The sequence below is a fragment of the Flavitalea sp. genome (assembly GCF_035489435.1).
In the GTDB taxonomy this organism is placed as follows: Bacteria; Bacteroidota; Bacteroidia; order Chitinophagales; family Chitinophagaceae; genus DATHKG01.
Genome location: NZ_DATHKG010000015.1, coordinates 69,569 through 89,798 on the forward strand (window position 1 = coordinate 69,569; position 20,230 = coordinate 89,798).

The window sequence follows — 20,230 nt, forward strand, 5'->3', positions numbered from 1 at the left end:
GTATATAAAACCGTCACATAGTGTATAAAATCTTCATGTTGCGTATAAAACTAATGTGTTTCGTAAACGAATGTGTAGAGTGATAACTGGCGGGTTGTGTAAAACCATCATTTAAAATAAAAATTTATCATGTAGTATAGATGTTTATCATCTGGTTATATAATATTAATCATGGTAAGTAAGATGATTTGAGCCAACACTATTTCTATGAAAACAACCATCCTTTTGTTAACCATTATGCTACTGGCTTTTGTCAATGCTGCAACTGCACAGGACAAGGCGGGCAAACCTGGTCCGAAACCGCCACAAAAGACTTCGGCAAAACGGGTCAAAAAAACGGCGAAGATCCAATATGGGATGGCAAGTTTTTACCATAGTAAGTTCCACGGCAGAAAAACTTCTTCAGGCGAAAAATATGATCAGGATAAGATGACGGCTGCCCATAACGGGCTTCCGATGAATACCTGGATCCGTGTTACCAATATCAAGAATGGCAGATCGGTTATCGTAAAAATCAATGACCGCCTGCATCACCGCAATGAGCGACTTGTCGATCTCAGCCGCAGCGCTGCTTCGAAACTCGGGTATATAGGTCGTGGTCTCGCCCGTGTAAAAGTAGAAGTACTCGGAAAAATTAAACCCACTGAAATTGCAAAAAAGGATCTGTAAATTTAAACCTAGATTGGCTATGCAGAAGATCCGGACGATTTCTAAATCTTGTCTTTATGAGAAGGGGTTTCTTACTGGTACTTTGTTTCATTCTGTTTCATTTTGTTGTTTCCAGCCAGGTTAAATCATATATACAGGATCCAACCCTGTCAGTCTTTTTTGCCTTTAATGATTTCAAGTCAGCCGCCAATGTCCGCGCAACCTCACTTTCAGAGGCCATCAGGAATAAGCAATTTGGAAAAATAAGTGAAATGTCGCCCGGCCTGGGCCTGAATTATATAGAAGGCCTGGATAAGCATTTTGATGTTTCTATCACCCTCACCGGGTCATTTCTTGATTATCCATTCGAAAACAAGCCGCCTCTTAATAAAGATAATTTCCTGATAGAAGGAGATGTGTCGATACGGGGAAAAATGTTTTCAAACAAAAGCATATTATCGCCCTACCTGCAGGTAGGTGCCGGCGCCTCTTTTTATGCCGGTTACTATGCCGCTTATATCCCGGCAGGAGCTGGCATCCAGGTAAGTTTTTTTGATGAAGCCTATTTGCTGATTAATGCACAATACAGGATACCAGTGACTTCCCTGTCCAGCTACCATTTTTATTATAGTATCGGGCTCGCAGGAAAAATCGGGCGCAAAAAACAAAACCGGGCACCACAGCAGGTGACAATACCAGTTAGAGAGCAGTCTGACAGGGATGGTGACGGAGTAGCGGATGGTGATGATGCCTGCCCGGATACTAAAGGCTCCATTCAAAATAAAGGTTGTCCGCAATAAGGCCCTGGAATACAGGTCTCCATTGAATCTGACTGATTTTAATTTCCATATTGCCCGTGATGACATTATTATTTGCAGGTTAAAGGTTCTAATTTGAGTTTTTCACTCCTTTCAGTTCAAAATACATAACTCATACCCTTTATGAAAACGTTTTTAAGCCTTATCATTCTTGCATTAATAGGGGTAACAGCCTGGTATTTTATCACTCAACATAAAACTACCGAGGTAGTTACCGTAACAACCACTAACACCGACACACTATTGATAGTTAAAGATTCTATCATAAATGCAAATTCGTTCGATACCATTCCACTCGGGTTTTACCAGGGCATGTTACCATGCAAAAACTGTGAAGGAGTTCAGCGTACTGTGATGTTTAATGCAGATGATGAATATACAATGGAAGAAGTCAATTGGGGAAGAGGAACCAATGCAATCAAAACCCAGGGAACCTGGACAAATGAAAAAGGCCTGTTCGTGCTATCGCAGAAAGGCAAGATTGTTTCGAAATACAAACTGGTCAAAGACAGCCTGATAAACACAGAGTATAATGGAGCCAGGATTCCGGATTCTCTGTCAGCACAATATGTGTTATTCAAAAAGAATACTTCTCCTCAGAATGTTTCCTGGAAGCAAAGAAAATCAGAGGGCATTGATATAGTAGGCAATGGCACAGAACCTTTCTGGAGCATTGAAATTGACAAAGAGAAATTAATTTTATTTCGTCTTGCCGACACACAGAAACCTGTAATCATTCCAATTGAAAGGCCGGTAATGACGAAAGACAGCGTTGTGTATTCAGTGACTACCGATGGCGGTATCCCACTGAAAATTTCTATTTCTTCCAGGTTTTGTAATGATGGTATGAGCGATCACCTGTATGAATACAAAATGACTGTCTGGTTCAAAGGAAAAGTGTATAAAGGTTGTGCAGTTATGCTTAATGACGATAACAAATCATATACTAAGAGATAATATTCAAAACCAGGGAGCTTGTTTCGATATCGGCAAAATCATTTCATCTTAATTATTCTTAATAAAGAGAACGGGTTAAAAATCCGTTCTCTTTATTTCACCCTTTCGGTTTATTATTTCAACAGCTGAAATCTGATCGTTGATTTCGATAAACGATGAAGACTGGGATAAAAACGAAGAACCTGTATAATTTTCCATCTTCCTTTTGCGACCATTTTTCAAAGTCACGATGATATCCATATCTTCAGCATTAACCGGGTACAGCTTGCCTGTTTTTCTTTTGCGGTATAATTTCAACCTGTCTTTGTTTTGGCTGGCCGCCAGGAAATAATTGTTGTTGTTATCGCGGATCTTAGCAAGGCCCTTCGCATTGCCGGGAAGATATAATCCGCTTTCTGCCATACTCAGTGTCCTGAAATTTCCTTTTCCATCACCAGTCATAACAAGGCCATTCATAGCATCATACCTGCCTATTGCTGGCTCTGCACCGAAGTCATTGCCTGTTAGTGCAATGTCAAGGTTTCCATCGCCATTGAGGTCGTCTGTCACTATTCCAAATACGGGGGCAAGCTGGGCCGACCAGGGCAGGGGTCGGATGCCAAATTTTCCATTTCCCTGGTTTTCTATATATGCACTTTGCATAAAAACCGCTTCGCGTTTATAAGCTGAATCAATAACCGCAGGTGGAAACATATGCTTCAGCTCAGCACCGGCAAAAGACCTGTATGTAAGATATTTCTTTTTCAAGGCCGGTAACTGATCAATGATATCGTTTCTTGATTGCGCCGGAAATTCTCTTTTAATACCGGTGGAATCAAAAAGATATAATGATGGTACGGCCACCCAGCCACTGTTGTTGGCAAAATCACCGGCATATATTCTCAGGGGATGTTCAGCGGTGCCCCGATAGAATGTGTTAGTTCCTAAATTACCGGCTATATAGTCGATATCACCATCATTGTCAAAATCTCCGCCGGCAATACTGTTCCACCAGCCGGTAAACTTATCTGTTCCGGTGGTTGATGAAATATCTTTGAATATGCCATTCTGATTTTTGAAAAATTTTAAAGCCGACCATTCACCTGCAACAATGAGGTCCTTCCAGCCATCATTATCAAAATCGGTGAAAATCGCATCACAGCTTAGCCCGATGTTCTTTAATCCCGGTGCTGAAGCTTCACTGATATCTGTAAATTTTATCTGACCAGATTTCGAATCATTGCGGTACAAAAAACTACTCACTGCTTCGGGATACCGACCGGGGAATACTCTTCCACCGACAAACAGATCAAGATCTCCGTCGTTGTCAATATCTGCTGCCTTAACACAGCTTTTACTTGCATTGTTTGCAGGCAACATTTGTTTCGCTGACTTGAAATTTCCTTTACCTGTATTTTCATAAAACCTGTCGTCATAATATGGGCTGCCAGGCGCGGCTTCTATGCTTCCGCTGGCCAGGTATAAATCAAGGTCGCCGTCAGTGTCGGCATCAAATAATAATACACCTTCTGTTTCAGATCTGGCGGCATCGGCTGCTGTATCTATCGGCAATAATCTGGTTATATATTTTCCGTTGGGTTGCTGCATTAAAAAAGTCGTGGGAAGATTTTCTGTACCACCCACGCAAATATCTTCGTAGCCATTATTGTCAATATCACCTACGGCTATAGCAGGGCCATACTCTGAGAATTTATGAGGCAATAAGCGCTGATAGTTAAAGTCAATAAAGTCTTTTTCATTATGACGGTAATTGATATTCATTATATCAGTAACATCGGTGAAAAGACTGGATGGTATCCGGACTGCAGGAACACCTGGCGAAGCATTTTGTTGATCCACCCGGAGCGTCTGATTTGTTTTAACATCAACCAGTGTTTGCATTTTGTCGCCCGGCCATTTGATCACAATCGAATCGATTTTTGTTTCCTTTGGAAATCCAAACACCAGGCTGTTTTCAACGCAGGATAGATAGCCTCTCACAGGTGAGTTCTCCCAGGTGAGTTGTTTATCACCATAAAATACGGTGGCGATGGCACCAATTCCATCCAAATTACCACGACTGCCCCTGAACTTTATTTTTATATAGTTTGAGGTAATGGTATCCTTTGCTGTCTCCGCAGTGTAAAGCTGATTTTCATATACAAAAGCTTCCTGGTTGATATTGTTTACTATATAATCAAGATCACCATCATTGTCGAGATCGGCATAAATCGCACCATTGGAAAAAGAAGGTTCATCCAGTCCCCAATCCTTTGTTTTGTTTACGAATTGTAAATCCCCGGCATTCTGATATGCATAGTTGCTAACCCTGATCTGTGGTATCTCGTCTAATAATGTTTGTTTTGAAGCAATTTTCCCGGCCCGGGTCCTGAATGATACAAAGTCGTGATCTGTTACATCACGCGGGTAACCGTTTGTGATAAAAATATCCCGGTTACCATCATTGTCAAAATCTGCAATCGATGGGTTCCAGCTCCAATCCGTTTCAGCCACACCAGCAAAATAACCCAGGTCTGCGAAAACAGGATCACCTGTTGAATCATTACCAAGTGTTCTCGGACCCATATTGATCTGGAGTGTATTCCGCACATACTGGAAACTGTTTTGGCCAGCCATCATGGTCTGATATACATAGTAATTATTACCGCTCATGTTCTTTTTCTTCCGGTAATTATCTTCCGGGTTCATGTCGACCGCAATAATATCGTTCAGGCCATCGCCGTTCAGATCCGCCACATCGTTGCCCATGGCATTCTGGGATGTGTGTTTAAAATAAATATCAGATTTATTAGTGAACGTGCCGTTCCTGTTGTTTATGTACAGAAGATCCCCATCATAAAAATCATTGGTTACATAAATATCTTTCCAACCGTCATTGTTCATGTCGGCTATAGATAATCCAAGTCCATAACCGGGTTCTTTTATTCCCGCCTGGGATGACACATCGGTAAAGACAGGATGTTTTAAAGATTCACTCCAATCATTGCGATATAGTTTATCAGCATCAGCGCGGGCACTATCGCCGGGATTTCTGCCCGACAACTCCGCTACATTTCTTTGAATAAGTTTTGTTTCGACTACATAAAGATCAAGATCCCCATCGTTGTCATAGTCGAAAAAAGCTCCCTGCACCGAGTATCCAGTATCGGCAATATTATATTCTTTCGCCAGCTCTTTAAATACAGGAACGCCATCTTTATCCACTCCCTGGTTTACATATAAAAGGTTTCTTCTCCGATTTGGATCTTTTTTGATAGCCATGCAAACATAAATATCCTGGAGGCCATCACTGTTAATATCCACTACCGAAGCACCATTGCTCCACATACCTTCACCGGAGACTTTTGCGATACCGGTAACATCTTTAAATTCGAATTTTCCATTGTTTAGATATAGTTTGTTGCTGACTTCACTAGCAGTGAAATACAGGTCAGTCGAACCATCATTATTAAAATCACCTGCAGCTACGCCGCCGCCATTATAAAGAAACTCAAGATCAACCGGGTTCACAGAATCGTTCTCTACAATTTTGTTATTAAAGTAAATATTGGTTGAAGACGATTCACGTTTTTTAAACACCTTATGTTCATTTGTGTCACAAGCTATAACCAATTGAATACAAAACATAAAAAGCAAAACATTTCTCATAGCATTCATATAGCCTCTATTGATAAGCAGATCAAAAATTATGATGTTTCAATTTAAGATTTATACAAGTCAGATACAAGCCTAAATCGAAGGAAAATCTTGTCAGATCCCGGTGACTTCAAATGTCAAAAAGAAAAAAAGCATCCTTGAAAGAGGATGCTTTTTTACATATAAGATCAATTGCTATTAAAAAACATTTGATTTAATACCCGGGATTCTGAACCAATGTTGAGCCGTTTTTCGCGGCGATCTCAATAATGGTAGAGGGTATCGGGAAGTACTCATTTTTATTTTTTGTAAACGAAGCAGTTTGTTTATAGGTTCTTTTCAGCTTTTCTTTTTCGAGATATGTATTCAGAGTTTCCGCTGCTATACCCCATCTTACGAGATCAAAAAAGCGATGACCTTCATGTGCAAGTTCCAGGCGACGTTCGAATCGAACAGCGGTTCTTGCAGCATCCTTACTTGCGAAAGCAACGGGGTATGGGTTGATTACATAATTGGCAGGAGCTCCGGTAACCCAGCTTGCAGGGCTCTTAGCGCGGTTTCTCACCAGGTTAATCCTGGTACGGGCAACCTCCATTGATCCTACTTCGATCTCTGCTTCTGCCGACATCAGTAATACATCTGCGTAACGAATGATATAGACATCTTTTGCAGTAACATTTCTCCAACCTGATGAGGTTAAAGTATTCATGTCTTTCTTTGAATAGATATGTTTTTTGGGACTGAAAGGACCACCATAGTTCTGATCACGTACCCAGGAGTAGCCAGGGTGTGGACCCCAGTCCCAGAAAGGAACGCCTCTTCTTCCTACGCTCCAGTCTAAACGTGGATCGAGCGGAGTTGTATTATCATTTGTGTATGGATCAGCATCTTTCAGGCCCTGGTCACTCTTCAGGTCGCTGTTATTAAAAGTAGTTGGCAGCGGTAATCCATCGGCACCTGTTTTAAATGCATTAACCAGGTTCTGAGATGGCTGGAAAAATCCGCAACATCCAAAGTCGCCACCATAAGGGAAAGCAAGACCGAGTGATGCTTCACCTGTCTGATCAACAGTTCCGGAAGCGGCAGAAGAAATTGCAAATACCGTTTCTTCATTATTGTCAAATTGCGCATCAAAATTCTTCCAGTATGCGTCTTGCAATCCATATTTAGTACCAGAAGAAGATGTACCATTTGCTATGATAAGATCATACAGGGTTTTGGCTTCGGTAAACTTATTCTGAAACATATAGACCTTGGCAAGGTAGGCTGCTGCAGCCCATTTGTTAACACGGGCTTTTTCAAGTTGTGTTGCAGGCAGGTTATCATAAGCGAACTTGAAGTCTGCTTCAATCAGTGGCCAGATATCAGTGGTGTTACCATATTTGGTAGTTGTATCGGAAATATAAGGCACATTTTTCCACATCCGTTTTGCGTCAAAATGGAAATGTCCTCTCAGGAATCTTGCCTGGCCGAGGATATTTTTTTTGTCATCAGCAGACAATCCTTCGATGTCCGGATTATTTCCAAGTCTTATTACATCATTTGACCTGGCGATACCTTCGTACAGCACTATCCATTTGTTATAAAAATACCTGTTGGTCGGTTGTGATTTGTATTGCTCCACTTCTGTCATCTGCGGTTGGTCATTGGCGTCAGTACCTTTGTAAGCATCGTCTGCAGCAACACCTGCAGTTGCCCAGTTAACAGCTGATCCTTCCCAGCCATCCCCGGATATACCCTGGCCGTCGATAACACCATAGGTGCCTATCAGTAAGGCATCCAGTCCTTTTTTATTGGTAACAAGACTTGCCTCATATTGCCCGTATGGCTTGGCGTCCAGGAAAGATTTTTTACATGCCTGTATAATCAGCATTCCAATCAATACTGCTGGAAGCAGACCATAGAGGGATAATTTTTTAAATCGTTTCATATGATTTTTTTTCAGTAGTTGATTAGAATGTAACATTAAGACCAAATGTGATAATACGTGGAGTAGGGAAATTTCCAAAATCAACTCCTAAACTGTTTGCATCTGATCTTCTTGCACGATAGTCATCGCGTCCCACCTGTTGGGTAGTGATTTCCGGATCAAGTCCTGTGTAATCAGTAATAGTAAACAGGTTTTGAGCCTGGAGATAAATTCTCAATCTTTCTATACCGAATCTTGACATAGTAGCAGTTGGAATAGTATATCCGATAGCCAGATTCTTCATTCTCAGATATCCGCCATTTTCAACAAAATAACTAACCGGAACCTGGCCGCTTGCTCCATCAGATGCATCCAGTACTGGTAGTTTTGCGTTGCGGTTATCTGGTGTCCAGCTATCATATAATACTCTCTTATCACGGTTACCCTGGAATGTATTGAAGTCTGTCCAGTAACGAACATAGTTTACGATTTCACCACCGTTTTTCCAGTAAAGGAAAGCAGCGAAATCAAAGTTTTTGTATGTAGCGCTAAGATTAAGACCTGCTGTGAAATTAGGGTGGGGGTTGCCCATAAATGTTCTGTCATCCACAGTTATCTTTTTATCTCCGTTCAGATCTTTGTATCTCCATTTACCAATGCCTTCGTTTGATTGTTCTATCGCATCAACTTCTGCCTGGTTCTGGAAGAAACCATCGATGATATATCCATAAAAACTGGAGATAGGTTGGCCGGTCACCGAACGGTTGAATGGATCGATCCTGGATCTGTTGCCTTCGAAGAATGGATCCGCAATAACTCCGACTTCATTTCTGTATAAAGAGAAAGTCAGTCCCGCATCAAATCTGAAATCGCCTGATATGTCGGCCCTGTATGACACAGAAAGATCAACTCCCCTGTTCGTCATCTCGCCAATGTTTGTCGGCTGGCGGTCAACGTTACCGAAAATCGTTGGATCCAACTGTCTTTCATATAAAAGATCCTTTGTAAGACGACGATAGACATCAAGTACTATGTTAATCCTGCTGTCTAAAATAGATGCATCAAGTCCAATATTGGTGGTATAGGCTTCTTCCCATTTAACATTTGGGTTACCTACCCCGTTATGTCTCAAGCCTGCCGAAAATCCGGTATTACCCCCATCGATGGGGTAGCTGGCATTACCCCTGTCAAATTCAAAGGTTGTCAAAAAACCAAAGTCAATGATATTATCATTACCAAGGTATCCATAACCCGCTCTTAGTTTCAGGTCATTCAGCCAGGAAATATCTTTCATGAAATATTCTTCTGAAATGCGCCATCCCAAACTTCCGGAATAGAAATTACCATATTTATTATTGGGACCAAATCCATTGGAAGAACCATCTCTTCGGAATGAAGCACTCAAAAGATACTTGTCATTATAAACATAGTCAAGCTTGGCGATTACAGGTGAATATTTGCGGTAGCGAAATTCATAGCTGGAACCGGAGGGCGTTGTATTAAGACCGGAATTTATCTGCCAGAAATTTCTGTCGAAAGAAAAATAATTGTTTGTACTTGCATCCATATCGCGACCTGAACCTTGTACCATTTCAGTACCTAACAGGAACTTCACATCATGTTTGTCAGCGAAGATCTTCTGAAATCCAAGTGTATTATACCAGGTGGTAAGATATCCAAAGCTTTCGCCTTCATTGAAATTACCGGTACCGCCCCTGCCTTCAGCATTTTCATATGCCGGCACACCAAAATTATAATAGTGGCTGGTGCCATAATCCATTCCCAACACTGTTTTCAAAGTAAAGTATTTGAGAAAAGCAATTTCAGCATATACTGATCCAATGATACCAACTTTCCTGTCGACATTATCCGAACCCCTTTGCAGGTTAGCAAATGGATTCGAAGCATTACCAAGGTTTGAACCTCTTGTTCCGGCGTAATTGCCTTTCAGGTCAAATACCGGGACAATGGGTTGCATACGATAAGCCATAGAAATCGCGTTGCCCTCATCCTGGTTTGTAAAGCCATGTCTGTCTATATAGTTAACCTGGAGATTTTCACCGATTTTCAGGAAGTTTTTCACTGTAAAATTGGTGTTAGCCCGTACCGAATACCGTTTGTAATCAGTGTATTTGATAATGCCTTCCTGGTTAAAATAATTTATCCCGAAAAGATAATTTCCAGTGCCGGTGCCCCCGGAAACAGTAAGGCTATGATTCATCATCGGCGCATTCTGTGTAATAGCATCCATCCAGTCTGTACCGGTTTTGTTAGCTGGTACAATCAGATAGGTACCATTACCATTAACGTCATTAAGATCGAGCTTATATAAGTTTGGATCAGCTAATGGATCACCTGCCTGCACACCACTGGCAGTTCCAGCCAGGATATATTCAGGAATAACCGGTGAAGAAGTAGAAGTTTTACCGCCGTTATACTGGCCAAGATTGAAGCTGGTTCCAGTCTGCCCAGGAATACCTTTTTGCAAACCCAGCAAGTACTTCCCATACTCTTCGGTATTTAACAGGTCGTATTTTTTTGTCAGTGACTGAACTCCATAATATGCATCATAAGTAACCTTAGACTGACCTTTTCCTTTTTTAGTTGTAACGATGATAACTCCGTTTGCGGCCGCTGCTCCATAAACGGCAGCTGCGGAGGCATCTTTCAATACCTGCATTGATTCTATATCGTTGGGGTTGAGGTCAGAGATGGCACTGATACGGGCGCCATCAACGATATACAGAGGTTCATTTGCATTGAACGTGGTAAATCCACGGATCCGCACTGAAGCTCCTGCACCAGGCACACCTGAGGTTCCCACAGTAACACCTGAAGCTCTTCCCTGCAATAAACTTTCCACATTGGAACCGGGGTTCGCAACAAGCTCTTTAGTATTAACTACCGACACCGAACCGGTAATGTCCTTTTTACGCTGGGCGGTATAACCTGTAACGAGTATCTCGTTTAAGGTTGAGTTGCTTGGCGCCATTTCGATAAGTAAACTATCCTTACTACCAAGGGAAACATCAATAGCGTCGTAACCTACCGAAGTAATCGTCAGTACATCATCAGCTTTGTTGGTTTTGATAGTAAAGGTGCCGTTGGCATTTGTTTGTGTACCAGTGCTCGTACCTTTCAGTGCAACACTTGCGTTGGGAATTGCCGATTTGCTACCCTTATCGATAACCCGGCCATTGATGGACTTCTGGGCTAAAATTGATTGAGTGAGAAGCATTAATAAAATAAGCGGTAACTGGGATCGGACCCGGCGGAGGATTTTTTTCATACAGCAGTATTTCGTTGATTAGATTAGAAAATTAATATAATTTTAATTCATTCTTACTTATCCTGTAAAAAAATTTTACACTTTCGTTAACAGTTATTCACAGTATTTTTAACTGATAGATTAATAGCGTTTTATGTATATAATTTAATGCTATGTCTTAGCCTTATGAAAAGAATAGCGGTGATAATTGGTTTCTTATGTTATGGAATTGTGTTCATTACTCGGTGTATGCCAGATAATCCGGTTACCCCTTCAGGCATTTTTAATAAAAAAGGAGATGAATTTGCCGGGTCTGCCAGCTGTGTTTCCTGCCATAAAGAGATCAGTGAAAGTTTTTCGCATACAGCTCATGCAATAACAAGTGCCGAAGCAAATGCCAAAACGGTGAAAGGAAGTTTTTACCCCGGCAAAAACATATTTGCCCTGAATTACTACGAACGGGTGGTGATGGAGAAGAGAGACAGCGGCATGTACCAACAGGCCCTGCATGGAAAGGCGGTAGGTGAATCGAACCGTTTTGATATTGTGGTCGGATCAGGGCAGGGCGGACAATCATACCTGTATTGGAAAAATGATGGTCTATTTCAGCTTCCTGTTTCCTATTTCGGGCCGGCCGACAGCTGGTCAGGCAGCCCCGGATATAACGACTTTGCCATTAACTTCAAAAGAACGGTAACTGCAAGATGTATGGAATGTCATTCTACTTTCGCAGGCGCGTTATTTCCTGAAAACATCGCTTCCAACCGCTTCAAAAAATCAGCTATTATATATGGTGTGAGTTGTGAAAGTTGTCACGGACCGGCAGCTAAACATGCATCATTTCACGAAACCCATCCTGAAGAAAAAAATGCCAGGTTCGTATTGGGTCCTGGCACCCTAAACAGGCAATTGCAGCTTGATTTATGTGGCTTATGTCATTCAGGCTTGCAGGAAGCGCTTAAACCTGCTTTCAGCTTTTCTCCGGGAGATTCTTTGTCTTTGTATTATAAGATCAATAATGATACAAGCAATCCCGATAATGTAGATGTCCATGGAAACAAATTTGCCCTTTTCCAATCGAGTAAGTGTTTCCGGATGAGTCCGTCAATGACATGTTCAACTTGTCATAATACCCATGAAAATGAAAGAGCGAAGCAGGAAATTTTTGTAACAAAATGTATGAGTTGTCATACAGGGGACCATGCCAGTATTCCAAGAGTTCAAAATACAACTTCCAACAATCTTAAGCCTGGTGAAAAGCATAATCCCGGGTCTGAACAGGAGCAGGGTCCTGAGATGACACAGGCAGAGATAAAACAAAATTGTGTAAGCTGTCATATGCCTGCCAGGTCCTCTAATTCACTTACTATGAGACTTGAAAACGAGCAAGCTCCAAGGGCAGCAGTGTTGAGAACCCACCATATTTCTATTTATCCTGAAGAGACTGAAAAGCTTTATCAATACATTGACTCTACTAAGGGACGGGTTAGAAAGAATTAACGGGTAGGAAAGAATTTATTTATCTTAAAATGAGAGTACTACTGATAAAATCAATAGTCATTGTAATTCCAGTAATCTGTACCGATAAAAAATTCCAGTAATCTATATCGATAAAAGCTGCGCTGAAATCAATTATCGCTGTTTCAAAATCAATAGACGTTAGTATGGAATCAATTGTCTCATCATGCAGATTGTAATGTCAGGTGGGAATCAATTCTCTTTATCCTTTTTCTTGAAAAGACGTTTAAAAAATCCCCCTTTTTTTTTCTTATCATCTTCTTCCTGGGCTGGTGGTTTTACTTCGGGGTTATCTTTCTTTTTGCCTTTAGCTTCCTCCAGCACTTTGGATTCTTCCATAGACTGTTTTGAATCAACAGGCACGTTTCCTGCATCAGGTGTACTCAGGTATTCATCTGCGTTACCGTTACCAGATTCATTACTTTCGTTCTGGACCGGCTGGGTATTTATCAAACGGTAATCGTATTCCACTTTCATATTTTCAGGCTCAGGGAATTTAGCCTGGCGATCGAGGCCCAGCGTTTTATCAGCAAGGGCTTTCTTAAAAAAGTATTCATATATCGGTCTTGCTGCCTGTCCACCTTCACCAAGTTTACCTTCAAGCCTTACAAAAGGATCATCACAACCGATCCATACACCTGCCTGCAATTGAGGAGTAAAGCCCATGAACCATGAGTCAGAATAGTCATTAGTAGTTCCGGTTTTTCCGCCCATTTCCGCAACACCAAGTCTCGACCTCAAACCGGCTGCAGTACCAATATCAACCGGACCCTGCATCATCCTGGACATAATATACGCCGTTGACTGGCTCAATACTTCTTTGCGCTGAGTGGTAAATGTTGCCAGGACATTTCCGTTTTTATCTTCGATACGACTGAAATAAACCGGTTTTGTACTGAATCCTCTTGAAGGAAACATGGTATATCCCCACATCATTTCAAACAATGAAAGTTCGCAGGAACCAAGGCTGATCGAAGGGTAGGGTTGTACCTTGGTTGGTATATTCATTTCGCTGATAAAGTTGGCAAAACGCTGAGGTGTAGTTTGCTTTATAAGATAAGCCGCCACTTCGTTAACCGACCAGGTAAGACCACTAGCCATGGTTCGGGTGCCAGTCAGGCCACGATCCTGTGCCGGAACATAACCTGAACCGGGAAAATATTGTTGAGAGGTTTCACACTGTGTTTCAGGGGTGAAGCCATATTCTTCAATGGCAAGTGCATATAAAAAAGGCTTGATGGATGAACCGACCTGCCGCTTGGTGCGGAGGTTAACGTGATCATATTTATAGTTTTTGAAATCAATACCGCCGACCCAGGCTTTTACCGCGCCACTTAAAGGATCCATAACCATAAAAGCTGTCTGCATCATCTCACGGTAATATTTAACCGAATCAGCCGGGGTCATCAACGTGTCTTTCTGACGTTTGCTGTTCCAGGCAAAAACTTTCATTGGAACTTTTTGAGTAAACGTTTTCCTGAGTTCTGCATCACTAAGTCCTTCCGCTTTGCCATTTTTCCAACGCTCACTATTCTTCATTGCGTTATCAAGAACGTTCTGGTGTCCTTTCCAGACTGCATCCGTTTTCAGGCTTTTTTGAGCGCTCAATACACGTTGTAAAACAGGCATATGAGCAGCAACCGCTTCTTCTGCATACAACTGCATTCTTGGATTGATGGTAGTATAAATCCTCAAACCATCTTCATAGATATCATAGGGTTTGCCGTCTGAATTCTTATGTTCCCTTGCCCATTTCCTGAGTTCGTCGCGAATCACATCAAGAAAATAAGGCGCGATACCATTGTTTTCATCAAGTTTGTTATAGTTAAGTTTGATGGGATTTTTTTTGATATCAGCTGCCACTGCGGGTGTCAGATAATTCATTTCCGCCATCTGATCAATAATGCTGTTCCGGATATTGAAAGATGACTTGTAATTCGTGCGGGGATTATAAGTATAGGTTGCTTTTAACATTCCCACCAGCACGGCTGCTTCTTCAACGTTCAGGCGATCAGGTTCTTTGGAGAAAAACGTTCTTGATGCGTTCCTGATTCCATAAACATTATCACTGAAAGGAACTGTATTAAGGTAGAGGGCAATGATCTCTTGTTTTGTGAAATTGCGTTCAAGTTTTACGGCAATGATCCATTCTTTCAGTTTTTGCAGCACACGTTTGACAGGGTTGGAGGCGCGTTCTGCAAACATGTTCAGCGCCAGCTGCTGGGTTATGGTCGAACCACCGCCTTTACTACCGAGCAACAGCACAGCACGCATAACACCTCTTCCGTCAATCCCCGAGTGATCATAAAATCTTTTATCTTCCGTAGCAATCAGTGCCTGTATAACATTTTTGGATATATCATTGTAGTCAACATTACGACGGTTACCTTTTTCCTTCACGTATTTACCCATCAATGTGCCGTCATCTCCATAAACTTCTGAAGCCTGGATGATGTTTGGATTTTCCAGTTCAGCCAGTGAAGGCATTTCGCCAAAAACTCCCCAGTTAAGTAAAGCGAGGAACAATACGAAAGAGCCAAAACCAATTAAAAAGATCTTCCAGAAAATTCGGACCGGTCGGGACATATTAATGAGTTATTATGATTTAGGGTAGAGTAACAGAACAACAACGGCAAAAATCGTACTTGAAAACTACAAATACTGTCCCGTAAGTCAAAAGTATTCTTAATGTTTCTGATTCAGTGTAATAAATTCATTATCAGACCACGGGGAAACCTGTTGACAGGATAGCCATCATAAGGGCTGAAGGTGATGGACCGGACCAGGTATTATCTTCCTGAATAAGCCTGCCCGTGGAATTTCAGATATTCTGCCAGGTCTTTTCGACTCTGTAAAAGCTGGAGGTTCGCCGGGGTAATTACAACAAAACTGAACTTACCTTTTGGCATCCATGGAATAATCCGGGTATCGGCTATCTCCGCAGTTTTGCGTGTATAATCAAGTGCTGCAGCCGCATTTGGGAAAGGCGAGATCACAACCAGGTTCAGTGAATCGCTCAAAGGCTGGTTGGTTGTTTCTATTGGTAAATTGAAATAATTCTGTTTATTATAGCGGTTGAATGCATTTTTTGCTTCACCTACATAAACCGGGTCAACTTTGTCGAGGATCATAATCACCATATGGGGTGCTTCTGAATCGGCAGTATAGACTGAATTGATGACTGGTTGCTTCGGTTTGGCTACAACAACGGCACTGTCGACGCGAGGCCGGCTTACCGGCGGAATGACAGCAGCAGCCAGATTACTGGTGTCTACGTTAGCCAGATTACTGGTGTCCACCTTATTTTTAGCGAGATTAGAATCCACCGCCATAGCAGTTGTATCGGGTTTGATACCCGGAATCGCCCGGCTAAAACTATCGACCATAGTGGTTGCGGCCACTTTAAATGAAGTATTAATGCTATCCTTCGGCTTTCCAACAGGTGTCAGAGCAGCGGCTTTTGCCTTCAGACCGTCTTCTAAGTTTTGCAGGGCCATTAAACTATCGGCCTGCCTGATCGCGACACTATCCACTGGTACAACAGGCGGCATCACGGGCGGAACCTCTACAATTTCTTTTTTAATGACCGGGTCATTAGTTACTATAAAAGCGGAATCTTCGCCTGGTCTTTCAATTTTCAGGTTTGTAAGATAATCTTCGATCTCTTTTCTACGGCCAAGAACATCAAGCATGGTCTGCGCCCTCGGCGAAAGCGGCGAAGTCGGGTACAACTTTATAATTTGCTGAAGAACAACCTTTGCCTGGTCGTCTTGTTTTTGTTTGATATGATAAACCGACTGAATGTATAACAATTGTGGGGTCCAGTAATTTGTACCGTATAAACTGTCGGCAATTTTTTTATCGGCCAGGGCCTGGTCAAAACGCCCTTCAATGAAACTGGTATAAATGCTCTCATAACGGCGGTTCATATCAGCCTCTGCTTTGCTTTTCTGGGTACCGCCACCTGGATTGGTAACCATCTTCTGATATTCGGAACCACTGTATTGCTGCTCGAGTAGCAGTTTTGTCTCACTCGCTTTTGCAACGTTCCCCGTTTTGTTGTAACAGTAGTTAAGGATGAAAAGTGCTTCGGGTTTATGAATTGTAGCCGGATACCGGGTAAGCAATCCTTCAAGTGTTTTTATGGTTTCAGGATAATCTTCCAGGGACTCGAAGTAAATTTTGCCAAGACTAAAAGTGGCTTTTTCAATGGAGTCATTGCTGATTTTCATCAGTTCCGGAGTCAATGGAATATCCTTCATTAAACCTTCATAACTGGTCCCGGCCACCGAAGTTCCGGCAGCAGGGGTGTCTTTGCCGAATGCAGCTTCTTTCTGTTCTTTCGGACCATTCATACGACTGATGGCACCAGACCTGCGCCAGTTATCCGTATTGGGACGGTTTCCCCATTTTCCTCTAAAGTCTGTAAATCCTCTTGATTTGAGTGAAGCATTATCGAAGTACCATTCGCCTTTTGTATTTGCGAACAGGTCAGATGGAGCAGCTGTTTTATTAATACTGTTTGCACCGGCGCCCTCAGTCACTTCTTCTTTGATACCCTGGCTTTTTCTCATCTGCTTTACCATCTTTTTGATCAGGGCATCTCTTTCTGTTTCTGGCAACATGGCTATCCGCTGCAAACTATCCTGTCTTTCAATTATCCCGATCTCTTCGACAATTGGAAGAAGTATGATTTTTCTTTGTTGTAGTAATGCTGCATCGCCTATAGCGGGATCTGTAATATCCACACTGTCGTAAAAACGTTTTGCATCCCGGTATGCATGTACCTCAAATGAAAGATCCCCAAGGAGTATAAAAGCCTGGGTGCGCTGGCTGTATTCGTTTTGTGTTTGCGGTACTGCGACAGCTTTCATCAATAACTGGCGGGCACCTTCCACATTTTTCCGCTCAAGTTCCATGGTGGCGGCAGTGAAATAAATGATATCGCGATAATTCGCGTAACGGTCCTTCCTGGCCATCCGGATCACTGCTTCGATATTTTCCGCAACCACCTTTTCGTTTGAACGGTCCTGCCTGGTAGCATTCAATCGGGCGTACAGTTCCATTACCGGGTTAAAAGTGTGCTTTGTAGTTCTTTCGAAATATTCTTTGGCCAGTTCCGGGTTGCCCGCTCTTTCGTATAGTTGGCCGATAAGGTACTCCCAGCGTGCTTTTTCCTGGCCTGTTTCTGCATTTTCCAGCGCTTTTTCAAGGTAAACCGCTGCGCTGTCAAAAACCTGCTGTTTATAAAACCAGTAAGCCTGCATTTCATATAAATCCGGTAACAGGCGTGAAGGAAAAAAGGGATCGGCCTTCAGTGTTTCAATCATACCGGCGGCTTCTGCAGTTTCATTTTTGGCGAGATAAGTTCTTGTCTGCCAGATAAAAGATTCGTTCCTGCTGGGTGGGCGGGCCCACATTTTGTTTGCGACTCCTGTTTTTTCCTTTGTAGAGATAGAAAAAGCATTGCCGCCTTCGGTAGCGTTGCTGCCAATCGGAATATCGTATCCGTCTTTTTCCCTTGGTGAAAAAGCGTAGTTGATATATTGAAAAGTCAGATAGGCTGTATCGAGGTCATTTTTGTAATAATAAGCCATTCCCATCAGCATATACAGGTTGTCAACCCAGGAATTTCGAAGATCATGGATTAGTATACCAGCATTTGCCTTATAGATAACAGAATCGAGGTCAGTCTGGTACTGTTTCGTTTGTGAAAGATCGTAATTGTAAAAGGAAAGTAGCCGGGTATAATCGTCTTTATGTGCAGCCTTGGCTCTGGCAATGACGAGGTCGAGTTTGTTCTTTGCGTTGAAATTCCAGTTGAATTTGGTGACAGTGTTTTGGGTGAATTTGCGCACCGCACCGAATTTTTTGTCGGCAGATTTCTCAGAACCTAACTTCTTCTCCTCATACTTTTTTGGTTTGATGAGGTCAAAGCTCAGTCCTCCCTGGGCACTAACATCCTGCCAGAGAACACAAATCACTAGACTGAAAACAAATATCTGATTGAAAACCTTACGCATCCGGGACAAACTAAACGCTTAATAACTGATTTGGAGCAAAATTATTATCCTTAACCCAATTTAATTGAACTATTAACAAATCGATTCCCGGATTAATAGGAACCCTTTAGTAAAACTAATTTTTAGGTAAAATCCAACCGCTTAAAACCAAATTCATGCGGGCAAACAGTATCTTTAATCAATTGAATTTTAATGTATGGCCAAATTCGATGCCAATTCCACTTTTCAGCGTTTGCAGAATCGTTACCGCCTGGTAGTGATGAACGATGATACTTATGAGGAAGTTGTTACGTTTAAGTTATCACGGCTCAGTGTTTATATTGCACTCAGCACCATTTTTGTACTTTTAACCGGCCTTACCGTTGCTTTGATTGTATTTACGCCTTTAAGATTGTACATTCCGGGCTATGGAGATGTAAATGCGACAAAAGAGCTGAGAGACCTGAAAATAAAGACTGATTCACTGGATCAGGCGATGAAATACAAGGACCAATACCTGGAAAGTGTGCGTGGGGTGTTGATGGGAGGTAGTACGCTGAAGCTTGACACAAATGCACTTGACATTCCTAAAGCAGAGAACATTACGGAATAGCGAGGGCATCAAAACACCCGGATCATCAAATAATTCAGAACACAAATAATTCAGAACACAAATAATCCAGAACATCCTTTTTGAAACCGATTATATAACCAATCCACTTAAAAACCGATCCATATGTTTAACCAGAAATCCAAATCTGACGGCTTGAGCGAATCACCAGCAGGAACCGGCGGAGCCAGTTTAATAGCAGCCGGAACTACACTGAAAGGTGATATATCCAGCAACGGCGATATCCGAATCGACGGCACACTTCAAGGCAACATCCACTGTACTGCAAAAGTTGTGATTGGAGCAAACGGTGTAATTGAGGGCGATATCAGCGGTCAAACAGCCGATATCATGGGCAAAGTCAGCGGAACCATCAAAGTGAAAGAACTTCTTCAGCTGAAAGGCGGCTCACAAATCACGGGCAATATTTACTCATCCAAATTACAGATCGAACCGACGGCAAATTTCAATGGTCAGTGTCATATGAACGCGGCACCTGAGCCAAACCCGGCCAGCAATGGCAGAGCAGATAAAAAGCTGGCTCTGGAAGCGGAACCTGTTAAATAGCTCCATTCCTGATCAAAAAATTGTGTTGATGCAGGCGTTTTTTAATGCCTGCCCCGGCGATAGAATTTCTATGTCCTGTATGTAGCTTTTCCGATCCCGATTCTTAAATTTGATCATGTTGATTTTGCACGTTCATGGCGTTCACTCGGTTCTTCCCTTCGCCGGATGGGCCTTTCGGTTGGTTTGATTTGCCACTGTGATTCCTGGTTATTACCATTGTTCATTCCGCTGGTGGTTCTTGTCTCCGATCGGCTTTTAGTTCCCTGATCGGCTTTTTTAGATACACTTCCAGCGCGA

The 20,230-nt window shown here is 42.2% G+C and carries 12 protein-coding genes; 6 read left to right on the forward strand and 6 right to left on the reverse strand.

Translation table 11 applies throughout. The features are described 5' to 3' along the window. Window positions 1-207 precede the first annotated feature (207 nt). The 3 genes from VK664_RS01750 to VK664_RS01760 all read left to right on the forward strand — a co-directional run bounded on the left by VK664_RS01750 (window position 208) and on the right by VK664_RS01760 (window position 2,423). On the forward strand, window positions 208-669 hold the full coding sequence (locus VK664_RS01750) for a septal ring lytic transglycosylase RlpA family protein (RefSeq protein ID WP_461396874.1): 462 nt from the start codon (window positions 208-210) through the stop codon (window positions 667-669). A gap of 56 nt (window positions 670-725) precedes the next feature. Beyond that, window positions 726-1,448, forward strand: coding sequence for a hypothetical protein (locus VK664_RS01755; protein ID WP_461396875.1), 723 nt, complete (start codon window positions 726-728; stop codon window positions 1,446-1,448). A 141-nt stretch (window positions 1,449-1,589) separates the two neighbouring features. Next, a complete protein-coding gene (locus VK664_RS01760) occupies window positions 1,590-2,423 on the forward strand; it encodes a copper resistance protein NlpE N-terminal domain-containing protein (RefSeq protein ID WP_461396876.1) in 834 nt (277 codons plus the stop codon). Between the two features lie 75 nt (window positions 2,424-2,498). Here VK664_RS01760 and VK664_RS01765 read toward each other — a convergent pair whose 3' ends face one another. The 3 genes from VK664_RS01765 to VK664_RS01775 form a co-directional block, all read right to left on the reverse strand. Further along, complete coding sequence (locus VK664_RS01765) at window positions 2,499-6,071, reverse strand: VCBS repeat-containing protein (protein WP_461396877.1); 3,573 nt, start codon at window positions 6,069-6,071, stop codon at window positions 2,499-2,501. A gap of 202 nt (window positions 6,072-6,273) precedes the next feature. Continuing rightward, window positions 6,274-7,989 carry a RagB/SusD family nutrient uptake outer membrane protein gene (locus tag VK664_RS01770; RefSeq protein ID WP_461396878.1) on the reverse strand — a complete coding sequence of 572 codons (1,716 nt, stop codon included), beginning with the start codon at window positions 7,987-7,989 and terminating at the stop codon, window positions 6,274-6,276. Window positions 7,990-8,011: 22 nt separating this feature from the next. After that, entirely contained in the window at window positions 8,012-11,257 is a 3,246-nt protein-coding gene (locus tag VK664_RS01775) for a SusC/RagA family TonB-linked outer membrane protein (protein WP_461396879.1), read from the reverse strand. A gap of 228 nt (window positions 11,258-11,485) precedes the next feature. Here VK664_RS01775 and VK664_RS01780 point away from each other — a divergent pair, with 228 nt between their 5' ends. Beyond that, window positions 11,486-12,736 (forward strand): multiheme c-type cytochrome, encoded by a 1,251-nt coding sequence (locus tag VK664_RS01780; protein ID WP_461396880.1) that lies wholly within the window; start codon window positions 11,486-11,488, stop codon window positions 12,734-12,736. 210 nt (window positions 12,737-12,946) lie between these two features. On the opposite strand, the gene VK664_RS01785 is transcribed toward VK664_RS01780, so the two are convergent. Together VK664_RS01785 and porW are read right to left on the reverse strand one after the other, a co-directional pair. After that, complete coding sequence (locus VK664_RS01785; protein ID WP_461396881.1) at window positions 12,947-15,340, reverse strand: transglycosylase domain-containing protein; 2,394 nt, start codon at window positions 15,338-15,340, stop codon at window positions 12,947-12,949. Between the two features lie 203 nt (window positions 15,341-15,543). After that, window positions 15,544-18,777 carry a type IX secretion system periplasmic lipoprotein PorW/SprE gene (gene porW / locus VK664_RS01790; RefSeq protein ID WP_461396882.1) on the reverse strand — a complete coding sequence of 1,078 codons (3,234 nt, stop codon included), beginning with the start codon at window positions 18,775-18,777 and terminating at the stop codon, window positions 15,544-15,546. 196 nt (window positions 18,778-18,973) lie between these two features. Here porW and VK664_RS01795 point away from each other — a divergent pair, with 196 nt between their 5' ends. Together VK664_RS01795 and VK664_RS01800 are read left to right on the forward strand one after the other, a co-directional pair. Next, window positions 18,974-19,369 (forward strand): hypothetical protein, encoded by a 396-nt coding sequence (locus VK664_RS01795; protein ID WP_461396883.1) that lies wholly within the window; start codon window positions 18,974-18,976, stop codon window positions 19,367-19,369. Between the two features lie 123 nt (window positions 19,370-19,492). Beyond that, entirely contained in the window at window positions 19,493-19,933 is a 441-nt protein-coding gene (locus VK664_RS01800) for a bactofilin family protein (RefSeq protein ID WP_461396884.1), read from the forward strand. 113 nt (window positions 19,934-20,046) lie between these two features. Here VK664_RS01800 and VK664_RS01805 read toward each other — a convergent pair. Beyond that, the coding region (locus VK664_RS01805; protein ID WP_461396885.1) for a hypothetical protein at window positions 20,047-20,230 on the reverse strand (184 nt) is incomplete at its 5' end.

What these genes read in the sequence shown, in the direction of transcription:
- VK664_RS01755 (WP_461396875.1), top strand. Translation starts at nt 726, where the DNA reads ATGAGAAGGGGTTTCTTACTGGTACTTTGTTTCATTCTGTTTCATTTT.
- porW (WP_461396882.1), bottom strand. Translation starts at nt 18,777, where the DNA reads ATGCGTAAGGTTTTCAATCAGATATTTGTTTTCAGTCTAGTGATTTGT.
- VK664_RS01795 (WP_461396883.1), top strand. Translation starts at nt 18,974, where the DNA reads ATGGCCAAATTCGATGCCAATTCCACTTTTCAGCGTTTGCAGAATCGT.
- VK664_RS01765 (WP_461396877.1), bottom strand. Translation starts at nt 6,071, where the DNA reads ATGAGAAATGTTTTGCTTTTTATGTTTTGTATTCAATTGGTTATAGCT.
- VK664_RS01750 (WP_461396874.1), top strand. Translation starts at nt 208, where the DNA reads ATGAAAACAACCATCCTTTTGTTAACCATTATGCTACTGGCTTTTGTC.
- VK664_RS01785 (WP_461396881.1), bottom strand. Translation starts at nt 15,340, where the DNA reads ATGTCCCGACCGGTCCGAATTTTCTGGAAGATCTTTTTAATTGGTTTT.
- VK664_RS01780 (WP_461396880.1), top strand. Translation starts at nt 11,486, where the DNA reads ATGCCAGATAATCCGGTTACCCCTTCAGGCATTTTTAATAAAAAAGGA.
- VK664_RS01775 (WP_461396879.1), bottom strand. Translation starts at nt 11,257, where the DNA reads ATGAAAAAAATCCTCCGCCGGGTCCGATCCCAGTTACCGCTTATTTTA.
- VK664_RS01760 (WP_461396876.1), top strand. Translation starts at nt 1,590, where the DNA reads ATGAAAACGTTTTTAAGCCTTATCATTCTTGCATTAATAGGGGTAACA.
- VK664_RS01800 (WP_461396884.1), top strand. Translation starts at nt 19,493, where the DNA reads ATGTTTAACCAGAAATCCAAATCTGACGGCTTGAGCGAATCACCAGCA.
- VK664_RS01770 (WP_461396878.1), bottom strand. Translation starts at nt 7,989, where the DNA reads ATGAAACGATTTAAAAAATTATCCCTCTATGGTCTGCTTCCAGCAGTA.